Origin of the sequence: Prevotella sp. P4-67 (assembly GCF_002251325.1) — a bacterium.
Lineage (GTDB): Bacteria > Bacteroidota > Bacteroidia > Bacteroidales > Bacteroidaceae > Prevotella.
The window spans coordinates 1-13,835 of the sequence record NZ_NPJL01000025.1; the positions used below are offsets into that span (position 1 = coordinate 1).

Below are 13,835 nucleotides of genomic sequence, written 5' to 3' on the forward strand. Positions count from 1 at the left end.
CGTTAGGGCAATGTGAGGGGGGGATGGACGGGATGAGATGCGTTAAGGGCTGGATTCGTTTGTGCCGAATCCAGCCCTTGATTGTGTTATGGCAACTGACCCGTATTGTTGACTTTACCTTCAGGTTCGGTGCCTTATTCCTCTGTTTGCGTGTCTGTATGGATGGGTGCGCTGTGGTCGCTGATGGCTATGTCGGCGGGCTGATGGGGAGTGACAGGAGTGCCGGGCCGTGAGGCAGAACGGACCTGCGGACTCTTAGACCTCGCGCATAGACAGCGAGATGCGGTGGCGCTGGTGGTCTATGCCTATCACCTTGACCGTGACGTGCTGTTGCAACTTTACCACTGTGTTCGGGTCAGAGACAAACTTGTTGGCCAGTTGGGAGATGTGGACGAGCCCATCCTGATGGATGCCAATGTCGACGAAGGCGCCAAACTGGGTGACGTTGGTCACTATTCCCGGCAGTATCATCCCTTCCTGCAAGTCGTCTATCGACTTAATCGAAGCATCAAACTCAAAGGTCTCCAACGCCATACGTGGGTCTCTTCCCGGCTTCTCGAGCTCTGCCAGAATGTCGTTCAGCGTGGGCAGTCCCACCGTGTCGCTCACATAGCGCTCAGGCTTTATCTGCTTCTGTATCTCCTTGTTCTTAATCAGTTCGGCAATGCTGCATTTGAGGTCTTTCGCCATCTGCTCCACGATGTGATAGCTCTCGGGATGCACCGCGCTATTGTCGAGCGGATTCTTGGCGCCGTTGATGCGTAGGAAACCGGCACATTGCTGATAGGCAACCGGTCCCAGGCGCGGTACCTTCTTCAATTGGCTGCGGCTTGTGAATGCTCCATGCTCGCTGCGATATGCTACGATATTCTGAGCGAGCGACATGCCCAAGCCACTCACATAGCTGAGCAGATAGGCACTTGCAGTATTGACATTGACGCCAACGTGGTTGACGCAACTCATCACTGTGTTGTCGAGAGCATGCTTGAGTTTGGTCTGGTCTACATCGTGCTGGTACTGACCCACGCCGATACTCTTCGGGTCTATCTTGACCAGCTCGGACAACGGGTCCATGAGCCTTCTGCCTATCGACACGGCGCCTCGCACTGTGACATCCTCGTCGGGGAACTCCTCGCGCGCTATCTTTGAAGCTGAATATATTGACGCCCCATCTTCGCTCACCACGTAGTAGGGGATGTCGCTGAGACTGCCGATTGAACGCAGCCATTCGGTAGTCTCCCTGCTTGCCGTGCCGTTGCCAATGGCGATGGCTTCAATCTTGTATTTGTCTGCCATGTGTTGCAATGCCGCGGCAGCCAGCGCACTCTTGCGCTGTGGCGGGTGCGGGTAGATTATCTCGTGGTGCAACAGCGTGCCCAGCTCGTCGAGACATACGGTCTTGCATCCATTGGCAAACCCCGGGTCTATGGCCAGCACGCGCTTCTGCCCCAATGGCGCAGCGAGCAACAGCTGGCGCAGCCCTTCGGCAAACACGGCTATGGCCTCTTCGTCGGCCTTGTCCTTGCTGCTGTGGGCATATTCGGTCTCTATCGACGGCGCCAGAAGTCGCTTGAGGGCGTCGTCCACAGCCTCACCCATCAGTCGCTGACATTCTCCTTGGCCTCTGACGTAGTGACGCTTGAGTCTGTCGGCACACTGGGCGCGGTCTATGTCGATGCTCACACGCAGCACGCCCTTGTCTTCGCCCCTTCGTATGGCGAGAAGCCTGTGGGACGAACACCGACTGAGCGGCTCGCTGAAGTCGAAGTAGTCGCTGAACTTGGCAGCCTCATCTTGGTCTTTCTGCGCCTTGTTGACTTTGGATGTAATGGTGGCAAAGCGTCTGAACTCTCCACGCACCGTATTGCGCGTGCCCTCGTCCTCGCTTATGATTTCGGCTATGATGTCCTTGGCTCCAGCCAGTGCTTCCTCTACGCTGATGCCCTTGGACTTCCAGCGGGCGGCGATGCCCTCTATGTTGCGCTCGCGCTGCATCATGATGATGTTGGCCAGCGGCTCCAGTCCCTTCTCGCGGGCTATCTGTGCCCTTGTGCGCCGCTTGGGACGATAGGGCAGATATATGTCTTCCAGCAGGGTGGCGTCCCAGCAGTCGTCTATGCGCCGCTGCAGTTCAGGCGTCATTGCGCCAGCCTCGGTGATGGTGCGCCCGATGGTCTCCTTGCGCTTGGCGAGTTCCTTCAGTCGGCTATACAGTTCGTCGATTTGTCCAATCTGCACCTCGTTCATTCCGCCCGTCTTCTCCTTGCGATAGCGGCTTATGAATGGAATCGTGGCGCCCTCGTCAATGAGCGCGAGGGTATTAAGCACGTAAGGCTCTCCGATGTGGAGAGCCTTAGCGATGATATTTGAAAAATTGTTCATATTCAATTGTTTGTCTTTAAGGCCTGCCCCAATATGCTGGGTCCCATTCGGCCTCCACCTTGGCTTCGATGTCGTCGGGCAGGTTGCAGAAGAAGTCGATGCCAGTGCGCTTCTCGAGTTCGTCGATGGAGATATATTCGGTCTTGCTTCCTGTAGCGTGGGGGGACCAGATGCCCAATGCGCAGTAGACGCCATTCTTGACACTCAGGATGGCTATATAGAAGTATTTGGGCACAATCAGTCCGCTGGAGGTATGCGTCATGATGTTCTGGTCGTCTATGGTGGCAGCCTTGACTACATAGAGCGTGTCGCGCATTTTGTCTGTGTTCCACTTGTCACGCAGGCGCACCTCCAATGTGTTCCATACTCCACCATTGTGTCCCTGTATCTGTGGCTGCATATTGGAGAGATAGAACGTCTGGCTGTTCTGCTCGCGCGAACATAGTCTGTCTGACGACGGACAGAGGTGGCCGCGGCTGTAACCGCTTCCCTTATAGTCGCCGAGGGTAGATTGGTATCTGGAAGGTATGTTGGGGTCTTCGCGGAAATCCTCACTTCGCTTCACGATCTTCTTGCTGTTGTCCTTGTGCATCTGGTAGCAGGTCCAGCGGTTGGCTCGCTTGTTGCAATCCCATTCCAGAGAGTAGGTGATGCCGTAGGCTGCGGTGCTGTGAGTAATCACGAGGTTCATGTCGTCGCCCTTGATTTTGGGGAACTCCAATCGCCATACCTCCTTGTTGGCAGACTTGGACACATTGTTGCGGTTCTTGTTGTTAGGGTCTTCGGTGCCGGGCTTTTCTTCACCTCCACCACCTCCGCCAGTGCTTCCACCGCCGGTAGAGGTAATCTCCTGGAGCTTCACCTTCATCAGCTCCCATGTCGACGAACTGTTGCCGCATGAGTGGTAGAAGGCGATGGTAACATTGCTCTCGCCGAGGAAGCGCGAGGGAATGTCGCAGTTTACAGTGATGGTCTTGTTGAATGTCATCGGGTTTTCGATGTCATCCTTGAGCGTGGTCCACTCTGTCGTGGCGGCGTCGCCGGTAAAGCAGTCGGTGATGAGCACCTTGACGGTCGAACCGGCGTAGTTCATCTTGTAGCTGAACTCCAGGGAAGCCTCAGTAGTGTTGGTGAAATCAAACTCGGATGAATAGAGATATGTCTCCGAGGGTGTGGTCTTGTTATCCTTGAATCCTGAGGCTAATGCGCACTTGTACTGCGTGCTGTAGTCCCATGATATACCTTTGGGCGTGGAAACCTCGAATACGCCCAAAGAGTTGGAGAAGTCCTCATTGATAAAGAATTTCTGGAAAGCAGGGTAGCCGATGTCCTCATAGTTGGCGGGACGTGTAAAGACAATGCTGTCAATGTTGGCTTTATCATAGATGTGCTCGTCGTCTCCGGTAAATATACGTACCTTGCCGTAGGTGCCGAGATCAACACGGTCAATCTTGCTGCGGTCGTATAGGTGGTAATTGGCAAGATTCTTATTCTGTGAACTGTGTTTGCACACGGCCATTTTCTCCTGTGCGCCTGCGGTGATGGCAAACGCAATCGAGAGGATTAAGAATAATGTTTTCTTCATGTCTGTTTATGCTATAGTAATACTTTGCAAAATTAATGGTTTTATCGCGCGCAACCAAGCAAAAACCTATAATTTTCTATCTCACTGCATAAATGACTTGAAAACAGATGGAGAAAAGCGCAACATCAGCATTTCTACTATGCCGCGCATGGCCAGATAGGCTATCAGCGCCAGCCATAGAGCGTGGTTGTGGAGTGTGGGGGCGAGGGTAAAATAGAGCGTGAAGAACACTATTGCCGCCAGTGCAGTGGACCACAGCATGGGGCGCGTGGCGGTGAGCCCGATGAACAGTCCGTCGAGCAGAAAAGCGGTTACACCGGCGATGGGTATGGCCACAGCCCAGGGCAGATAGGGTAGGGCTGTGCTGATGACAGCGTGCTCGGAGGTAAGTAGGTGGAGCAATGGATTTCCGCCGAAGGCGAAGACGAGGGTGAACACAATGGCGACAATGATGCCCCAGAGAAACAGACGGCGTGTCAAAGTACTGAAAGCCTTGCGGTCGGCGGCTCCGCAGTATTTGCCGCCCAAGGCTTCGGCGGCATAGGCCAGCCCGTCGAGGAAGAAGGAGGTCAGGGTAAACAGGGTGAGCAGCAGGGTGTTGGCAGAGAGCATCAGGGTGCCTTGGCGGGAACCGAAGGAGGTGAAAAACAGGTTGACCATCACCAGAAAGAGCGTGCGCAGGAATATGTCGCGGTTCACTGCAAAGAAGCGGAGCATCCCGTGGTGCCACTTCATGCCTAGCTTGTCGCTGTCGCAGACTTCCACCTTGGCGAGGCTCCTCTTGAGCCACATCAGCGCCATGCCGAAGCCTGTCCATTGGGCTATCATCGTGCCCAAGGCCACTCCCTCGATACGGAGTCCGAATCCGAAGACCAAGATGATGGAAACGAGTAGGTTGGTGATGTTTTGCGCGATGGAGACATACATGGGGATGCGCGTGTTCTGCATGCCGATGAACCATCCGGTAAGGCTGTAGAGTCCCATCACGGCTGGGGCTCCCCATACGCATATAGAAAAGTAGGTGTCGACGGTCGCGCTCACCGTGTCGTCGGGCTGCATGATGAGGGTTGTGGCATGGAAGATTGCCCGCTGGCAGACTATCATTAGCGTGGCTATGATGAGTGCGGCGGTGATGGACTGGCGTAGCAGATGGCGTACCTGCCGGTGGTCGTTTGCGCCCAATGCCTGCGCAGTGAGCCCGCTGGTACCCATGCGTAGAAATCCGAATATCCAGTAGATGACGTTGAACATCATCGAACCTACTGCCACGGCTCCGATATAGACAGCGTTGCCCATGTGTCCCACGATGGCAAGGTCGGCCATGCCCAGCAGGGGTACGGTGATGTTGGTCACCACAGCCGGAATGGCAAGGCCGAATATCTGCTTGTCTATATCTCTCATCGCGGGTTAGAAATTCAACTTGACATCAATGCCCATGTGGAACGGGTTGGCTTGTTGGGCGAAGACAAGTTGTCTGCCGGTTGCACTGCTTTCCACGACGAAGGTGTTGGGGCGGGAATTGGTGATGTTGCGCCCCCACAGACTTACAACGACATTGCCGCACAATGCGTCGCAATGGGCGCCAAGTGTAGCGTAGAATGGCTGGCTCAAGGTGTTGGCCTCGTTCCAATAGATGCTGCCTTGGGCGGCCATATTGGCACCGATAACCAGGGCATGTATACGTGGGTTGCGCGTGTCGATGCGGTAATCTATTGTCGAACCCAATGTGTGGCGAGGGATGAAGGGCACGTGGTGATGGCGGTAGTCTATCTGGGTGGTGGTGTTGCCTGTAGTTGCGGCGTCGCGATAGTCTCTGAATGTCGATTGGGTAAAGGCGTAACTGGCTGTCCATGTGAGGTGATTGTCAAGATGACTTCCTCGCAGAGAAAGTTCTCCACCCAGACTGCGGCTACGGCCTGCGTTGACCATCATTCGGCCGAAACCGTAGTTTCCGGCCATCACCGACAACTGCAGGTTGTTCACGGTGGTGAGATAGACGGCCATATCCATCTGGATCTTATTCCCGGGCAGATTGATGTGGGCTCCCAGTTCGTAGTTCCATGTCGTTTCGGGGGCGTAGGCTATGGTTTTCTCGATATCCTTGTAGTCCTCTTCGGTATGGGGTATCTCGTAGTCGCCACGCTGGCTGGAGTTGTTGCTGAGTTCGGTCTGTAGAATGTCTGAAAACATCTGATAATTGTAGCCACCGGCACGATAACCTTTGCTGATGGCACCATAGAGGTTGGAACCGTTATCGCCAAACTTGTAGCTCAATCCTAATTTGGGTAGAAGTTGGTGGAAATCATTGTGGTAACTGTTGCTGAGTTTGGATAAGAGGTGGCTCGAAGCTGCGCTGCCCATCATCATGACGTTGCAGTTCATCTCCGCCCGCGTGTCATAGTCGAGTCTTACCTTGGAGTAATTATAGCGGAGTCCCAAAGTCAGTGTCAGACGGCGCGTGAGGTCGATGTTTGATTCGTGGAATACCCCTTGGTTGAATGTAGGGAGTCGGAACGTGCCTGGGATGACGCCCAAATCGGTGGTAACTGTTATTCCGCCGCGCTGTTCTATCATCTGCTCAGCCATCTGCTTGGCTCTGTCGGGAGCCATGCCAGTTGCCTCGAAGCGTGCCGCCATTGTCTGTACTATAGCTTTATACATGGCGGTTTGGATGGTGGTTCCCAGCATGTTATCCATATCTCCAAAGAACGCAACTGGCGCTTCGGTCTTGTTCCATTGGTATGAGGTAAACGTACCTGTCGTCCACCGCCACGCACGGTTGGTCTCCGCCTCCTTCAAGCCCATCTGCCCCTTGACAACCATCTCGTGCGTAATCGAGTTTTGGTGTTGGCGTTCTTCCATTTGCATGAAGTCGGCAGCCATATAGTCGATATCCATCAGCATGTAGTCCTTGAGATATTGGAAGCTGGTGGTAGAACTGAAGGTGGTGTTTTCCCAACGCTTGGAGATGACTACGCCGGTGTTGAGCATGTTACGGCGATAGTTGGACTGACGGTTGGCGACAGTGGGTTGAGTTTCGCCGTTCCAGAGTCCGTAGGGGAACGCGTTCTGGCGGACGTATTGATAGTCGAGGATATAGTCGACGCTGAAGCCGTTACCTTGCTGATAGATTAGGCGCAGTTTGCCGCCGGCTTCATTGCTTTTATCAGCTCTCTCACCAGTTGTGTTGTTGGTAAAGAAACCTTTCTGACCCTTATAGAAACCGGCAAGCGACCAGGCAATGTGTTCGTTGGGCTTGGCATAGTGAGCCACCTCAGCATGACGAGTGAAGTGGGAGCCGAGGCCCAGTTTGATTCTCGTGCCTTGATAGTTCATCGGACTGAGGCTATAGGTACGTATCAGTCCGCCCTCAGTGTTGATGCCGTAGAGCGTTCCCTGTGGACCACGCAAGACATCGGCGCGAGCCAACTCATAGTTGTGATAGTTGTATGCGCTCTTGCTCATCAGTGGCAGCCCGTCGGCATAGACGCCCACAGCCGGACTGTTGATGCGTGAACCGATACCGCGGATATAGATAGAGCTGGTATAGCGCGAACCGTAGGAGGGCATCGTAAACGAGGGGACAAAGGCAGAGAGGTCACGTAAGTCGTTCATGGACATACGTTGCAGGTCGTGTGCATCGAACATCGAACTGCTCAATGGCTGCTGACGCAGATAGAATGCCTCTTTAGGTTGTGACACCACTACTACCTCGTCGATATTCACTACTTTTGATGTGTCGTTGGCTACCGGTGTGACGTAGCGCGATTCGCTTGCTGATGCAGCAACGGCCAGCATCAGCGAAATACATGTTGTTACAATTGTCTTGTTATAGTTCATCCTCTTGTATTGTTGTCTTGAACGGCTGCAAAGGTACTCATAATCCTCTGCAATCCCAATCCTCATTTATGAGGAATTGTGCCGCGATGGCGTCATACGTTGAAGGCGCCGCAGTGAGGACATTCGCCTTTTTTGCGTAGCAGTGCGCCACATTTTCCACAGACATAGGTCATGCGGCTATGGGTGCGGTATTGCCTGATGGCGTATATGAAATACAAGACGAGCAGAATATAACCTATAAAATATAAAGAGGTGATGCTGAAGACTATGTAGTCGATGGCGCAAACTGCAGCCAGTCCACTCAGATAGAGTATGGCTTCGCCCGTTGCCAACTGACCGCGCACGTCGTCCAGCACTGCGACACCTACAATCAGCATCGCCCAAACCAGAAGCAGAAATAGCGCCAGTATGGGTGGCACCGACAGCGGGTTGAGTGTCGGGTTGAAGTAGAAGTGCCGCCATACGTCTGGGGCAAATGTCTGGATGCTGGCATAGAGCGTCGCTGCCGACGCCACCAGTAGCGTGAGCATAGTGGGATAGAAGGAATGGATGTCGCGGAAGTGGACGATGGGTACATCCATACGCTTCAGCTTCCTGATGAGATAAGCGGCAGAGATGACGCATATCACGATAAGGAAAATAAGGAGGTGGGTGTCAGAGAAAGTGGATATGAACTCGGATATGGGATCATCGGGCACGACAGAGCGGAGCAGCTTTCCTTCATGTACCCATCCGAAATGGCGCGAGGCAGTTGCCACCTGTATCCATACAGAGTCTGCCGGGTCCTGTGGCAGTGTGCGATAGTCTGCCACAACCAGATGTTCGCCGTGCCGGACTGTAAATGAGTCGGTGGGCATGTTGCTCAGTACCTCTTCCGGTTGCTGCGCAACGAGCGTAAGCGAGTTTGAGCGTACGATGAAATTATAGTTGACCGTATAATGGTGCAGTGTGTAGAACGACATGGTATCTGTCTGTACGCCAGTGATTTCCCCGGTTACATTCGCGTAACGGTGCGGGCGGTGGTAGCACGACGCCAGCATCGTTATCATCAGCAATAGCAGCGCTGTGTATTTACTCGTTTTCATCATCATTATCCTATTCTTTAGCATAGATATTCATCTGACACTCGTCACAGACAAACTTGAGCTCGAAACTTCTTCCGTCGGCAAGGCGCAGACTCAGAGGCTCTTTCCATTCGGGTTGGCGACCGCCGCGACGCACACAGTAGCCCAGCGCATAGCGCAGACAGTGACGGCACTGCATGATGAGCGGATGTGAGGTCGGCGAGAGCTCGTAGGCAGGAGCCAGCTCATGACGGTGATGCTGTTGGTAGAAGGCGCGGGCTTCGCGGTTGGCTATATTATATAAATAGGTGTGCTGGATGTATTCGCGCTGCCATCCGTTGGGCATCATGGCATCGTCGGCCACCATCTGCTGATTGTCCTGGCTTGAGGTCTGCTCCACAGGAGCCTCTTCGAGTTGTGCCACAACCATTCTTCGCAACTCTGCCAGCAGACTCGACGGGATGAAGAGCATCTCTGCACCCTCGGCTATGCTCACGTCGGCCAGCGTATAGGGCGTGTTGCCCAACTTAGATAGCTGTCTTACGATGTTGTCATGCTGGTTGGTCCGCGCCGGTTGATGTTCAAAGGTCACAGTGGCCCTTGCATGAAGCGCTTCGAGTGCAAAGCCGTCGTCCGTTGTCGATAGGGTCATGTGCAGAGGCAACTTGCGCTCAGCCACAGTTGATGCGAGCAGCTTGGAGAACGCCACATCGTTGTTGCGGTATAGCGCTGCTCCAGGGCGGAGCGACTGCGGCATGCGCTGGGGGAAGAGACGGTTACCCTCGGCGCGGTTGACGCGGAAGCCCTCAAGCTCGTGATTGCTGTTGAAGAAGCAGAGCCCGTCGCCATTGGCAAACTCAGCCACGCCCGCCACGTTGAACGAGTTGCCGCGTATCTCCTTGACCTTGCCCACATACTCGCCCATGGCCTTGGGGGTGTCAAAACTGGCGATATCTGCCTGGCGGCCGTTGAGGAAGTAATGGGTATAACCTCTATTGAAAGTCTTGCGCAGATTGGGCTCGAAGTGATAGGTCACCTGACCCTTCGAGGCGCGGCAATAGTCGTTGGGACGCTTGCTTACCAGTCTGTCTATCTGCTGCGAGTATGCCGATACAACATTCTTCACATAGTCGGCGTCCTTGAGTCGGCCCTCTATCTTGAACGAACAGGCACCGGCGTCGGCCAGCTGTTCGATGGCATCTATCTGGCACATGTCTTTGAGCGACAGCAGATGGCGTTGGTGCTCTATCTCCCTGCCAGTGGCGTCGACGAGGTCAAACTTGAGTCGGCAGAACTGGGCACACTCGCCGCGGTTGGCGCTTCGGCCGAAGCAGTATTGCGAGGCGTAGCAGACGCCAGAGTAGCTCACGCACAGGGCACCATGGACAAAGACCTCGAGCTCCAGTTCGGGCGAAGCCTTGTGTATCTCGGCTATCTCGTCGAGCGACAACTCGCGAGCCAGCACTACTCTGGTGAAGCCCAGCGACTCCAGCCACAGAGCCTTCTCTGCCGTTCGCGTGTCGCATTGGGTCGAGGCGTGTATAGGCAGAGCCACCCGTCCCACCAGACCCATGTCTTGCAGCAGCAGGGCGTCCACTCCTGCCTCGCGCAGTTGCTCTGCGAGCGCCAGCGTGTCGTCCATCTCGCTGTCGTAGATGATGGTGTTGAGCGTGACATAGACCTTGGCGTCAAAGCGATGCGCATACTGGCACAGCTGGCCGATGTCGTCGACAGAGTTGCCGGCTGCAGCGCGGGCGCCGAAGCGTGCGGCACCGATATACACGGCATCGGCTCCGCAGTCGATGGCTGCGATGCCACATTCCAGGTTCTTGGCGGGAGCCAACAGTTCGAGTTTTCTCATACGTTTATGTTTTCATCTGCCTCTTGACGACAGACATAATGATTGATCCAGTTGTTGTAAAAGAGCGTAGCCGCTGCGCGCCAGTTGCAGTGGGGCTGGGCGCTGGGGTCGTCGTTGGGGTAGTAGTGCTGTGGCAGATTGACATCATCGCGCTTGCCCAGGTCGCGGCGGTACTCGTCGCCAAGTGTCCACACGGGATATTCGAAGTGGCCCAATACATAGAAGTCTCTATGCTGGCGCGAGGCGCAGATGCACAGACCGGCTTCGGCCGACTCGGCGAGGATGTCCACGCCCTCGGTATGCTCGATGTCCGGGCGCCTTATCTCGGTATGGCGGCTGTTGGGCATGCTGAAAGTGTCGTCGAAACCGCTGAATATGGGATGGTGCAGGTCGGCTGGCATTACCGTAAACACGCCGAACCTCTTGGCTGGCAAGAGATACTTGGGGATGCCGTAGAAATGGTAAAGCGCAGCCATTGCTCCCCAGCACAGATAGAGCGTGCTGCGCACGTGGCTGTGGGCCCAGTCCATGATGGCCGTGAGCTCGCGCCAATAGTCTACCTCTTCATAGGCGATGGTCTCTACCGGTGCGCCGGTGACTATCATGCCGTCGAAATGCTCATCTGCCAGTTCGTCGGCATACCGATAGAAGCGTTCCAGATGTTCTGCCGTTGTATTCTTTGAGGTATGCGAGCGCAGCTTCATGAAACTCAACTCTATCTTGTGTGAAGAGTAGGCCAGCACACGCGCCAGGTCGCACTCTGTTTCCTCCTTCTTGGGCATGAGGTTGAGGACCACGATGTGTAGGCGGTCCTCTCGGCGGGCGCAGTCGCGTCCATATCCTTCGATGCCGTCCACGTGTTCGTGGTTCAGGGTCTGGATGGCGGGAATACCTTCGGGTAAATATATGGGCATAACTGTTGTGGAATTACTACTTGTCAATAATGTGGGGCGTTTTACAGTTGCAAAAATAACAAAAACCGATGAAAAACAAGTAGGGCTGTCAAAGTATTTTCTGACAGCCCCCACTTTTATCTTGTCTTACGATGTGTTACCAGAGGTCCAGACGGTTGGCCTTGGGGATATAGAGCTTGTCGCCCTCCTTCACTCCGAAAGCCTCGTACCACGCATCTACATGGGGCAGAGCGCCGTTGACGCGCCATTTACCCAGTGAGTGCGGATCGCGCTTTACGCGGTTGCGTATTTCCTTCTCGGTGATGTTCTGGCCCCAAACTCCAGCGTAGGCGATGAAGAAGCGCTGGTCGGCGGTGAAGCCGTCCTTCTGCTTGAGTGGCTTCTCGGCAGTGGCGTTCTTGTAGGCAGTGAAAGCCAGTTGCAGACCACCGTGGTCGGCGAGGTTTTCGCCCAGCGTGAACTCACCATTGGCGTTGAGGTCGGGCAGTACCTTGATGTTGTTGAAGAAGTTGGCATACATATCGGCACGCTCCTTGAAACCCTCGGCATCCTTGGCGGTCCACCAGTCCTTGAGCATACCGTCGGCATCGTAGAGACGGCCCTTGTCGTCAAACCCGTGGGTCATCTCATGACCTATCACTACGCCGATGGCACCATAGTTGAATGCTTCGTCGGCCTTGGGGTCGAAGAAGGGGTACTGCAGGATGCCCGCAGGGAAGCATATCTCATTGGTGGTTGGGTTGTAATAGGCGTTGACGGTCTGTGGGTTCATAAACCACTCATCGCGGTCAACGGGTTTGCCGGCCTTCTCGGCGATATGCTTGTCGTGGGCGAAGGCGCGACATGCCATCACGTTGTCATAGTAGCTCTTTGATGGGTCTATTGTCAATGCGCTGAAGTCTGTCCACTTGTTGGGATAGCCTATCTTTACGTAGAACTTGTCCAGTTTGCGGTGTGCGTTGGCTTTGGTTTCGCTTCCCATCCACTTCTGGGCGTCGATGCGCTGACCCAAAGCTATCTGCAGGTTGGCCACCAGCTTCTCCATCATCTTCTTTGACGACTCGGGGAAGTAGCGCTGCGTGTAGATTTTGCCCAAAGCCTCGCCCATCTGTGCCTCGACTTGTGCGGTGGCGCGTTTCCATAATGGGTAGTCTTCCTTGCGGCCGCTCATGGTCTTGCCGAAGAAGTCGAAGTTGGCTTCTCTTATCTCGTCGCTGAGGTAGGATGCCGAGCTCATGATGATGTCCCACTCCATGAGCGCCTTGATTTCGTCGGCGGTCTGCAGAGCCACAATCTTGTCCAGGCCCTTCATAAACTCGGGCTGGCCCACGATGAGTGTCTGGATGTAGTCCTTGTTTACGCCCTCTGCCACGCACATTTGCTCGAGTGGGATGTTGGGATAGTGCTCGGCAAACGCCTTCATGGTCATCTTGTTGTAGTTGGCCTCGGGGTCGCGCAGCTCGGTCTCGCTCTTGGAGATAAGGGCTAGGATGGTCTCTTGGCGGAACACGGCGTCGCTCTTCTTCTGGGCCTGGGCGTCGTCAAAACCGTAGAGCCCGAACATGCGGGCGATGTGCTTGCGGAAAGCCTCGCGTATGGCCACCGTGGCAGCGTCGTTGTTGAGATAGTAGTCTTTCTGCTCCAGAGTGAGTCCGCTCTGAGAGATGTGCATGATGTTCATGCTCACATTCTTGGAGTCGGCGCCGAAGTATGAGGCATACTGTACGCCATAGCCCTGGGCGGCATACTTGAGCTGGAGCTCGCGCAGCTGGGCCACGGTAGAGGCGCTCTCTATCTCGTTGAGCAGAGCGGCAACGGGGGCTGTGCCCTCGGTATTGCGTCGCTCTACGTTGAGAGCCAGCTTGTAGAAGTCAGACAGTTTCTGCTCGATAGTGCCGGTGGCATATTTCTTCTTTTCCAGGTCGGAGAGGATGGTGTTGATGCGCTTGCTGTTGTTCTCCTGCAGCTGGTCGAAACTGCCGTAGCGGCTGTAGGCGGCAGGGAGAGGATTGTTCTTCTGCCATCCACCAGTGGCAAACTGATAAAAGTCATCGGCAGGCTTGACGGTTTTGTCAAGGTTTGACATTACCAGTCCCGACTTGTTCTGTCCCATGCCCATGATGGGCGCCGATATCATGAGGACTATCGGAATAATTGGTTTCAGTTTCATTGTATTGTTGTTTGGTTGT

8 protein-coding genes are annotated in these 13,835 nt (G+C 54.6%); all 8 read right to left on the reverse strand.

The window, feature by feature from the left end:
• Positions 1-255: 255 nt before the first annotated feature.
• The 8 genes from CIK92_RS03875 to CIK92_RS03910 all read right to left on the reverse strand — a co-directional run bounded on the left by CIK92_RS03875 (position 256) and on the right by CIK92_RS03910 (position 13,816).
• Positions 256-2,382 (reverse strand): Tex family protein, encoded by a 2,127-nt coding sequence (locus tag CIK92_RS03875; RefSeq protein ID WP_094388243.1) that lies wholly within the window; start codon positions 2,380-2,382, stop codon positions 256-258.
• A 16-nt stretch (positions 2,383-2,398) separates the two neighbouring features.
• Positions 2,399-3,967: a DNA/RNA non-specific endonuclease gene (locus tag CIK92_RS14005; protein WP_254045994.1), complete on the reverse strand. Its 1,569-nt coding sequence runs from the start codon at positions 3,965-3,967 to the stop codon at positions 2,399-2,401.
• A gap of 81 nt (positions 3,968-4,048) precedes the next feature.
• On the reverse strand, positions 4,049-5,368 hold the full coding sequence (locus tag CIK92_RS03885; RefSeq protein ID WP_094388244.1) for an MATE family efflux transporter: 1,320 nt from the start codon (positions 5,366-5,368) through the stop codon (positions 4,049-4,051).
• Positions 5,369-5,374: 6 nt separating this feature from the next.
• Complete coding sequence (locus tag CIK92_RS03890; protein ID WP_254045995.1) at positions 5,375-7,807, reverse strand: TonB-dependent receptor; 2,433 nt, start codon at positions 7,805-7,807, stop codon at positions 5,375-5,377.
• A gap of 92 nt (positions 7,808-7,899) precedes the next feature.
• Positions 7,900-8,895, reverse strand: coding sequence for a beta-carotene 15,15'-monooxygenase (locus CIK92_RS03895; RefSeq protein ID WP_094388286.1), 996 nt, complete (start codon positions 8,893-8,895; stop codon positions 7,900-7,902).
• A 7-nt stretch (positions 8,896-8,902) separates the two neighbouring features.
• Positions 8,903-10,732 (reverse strand): U32 family peptidase, encoded by a 1,830-nt coding sequence (locus CIK92_RS03900; protein ID WP_094388245.1) that lies wholly within the window; start codon positions 10,730-10,732, stop codon positions 8,903-8,905.
• A complete protein-coding gene (locus CIK92_RS03905) occupies positions 10,729-11,646 on the reverse strand; it encodes a homoserine O-succinyltransferase (protein WP_094388246.1) in 918 nt (305 codons plus the stop codon). Before CIK92_RS03905 ends, CIK92_RS03900 begins: the two co-directional genes overlap by 4 nt.
• A gap of 136 nt (positions 11,647-11,782) precedes the next feature.
• Positions 11,783-13,816 (reverse strand): M13 family metallopeptidase, encoded by a 2,034-nt coding sequence (locus tag CIK92_RS03910; RefSeq protein WP_094388247.1) that lies wholly within the window; start codon positions 13,814-13,816, stop codon positions 11,783-11,785.
• Between the last annotated feature and the right edge of the window lie 19 nt (positions 13,817-13,835).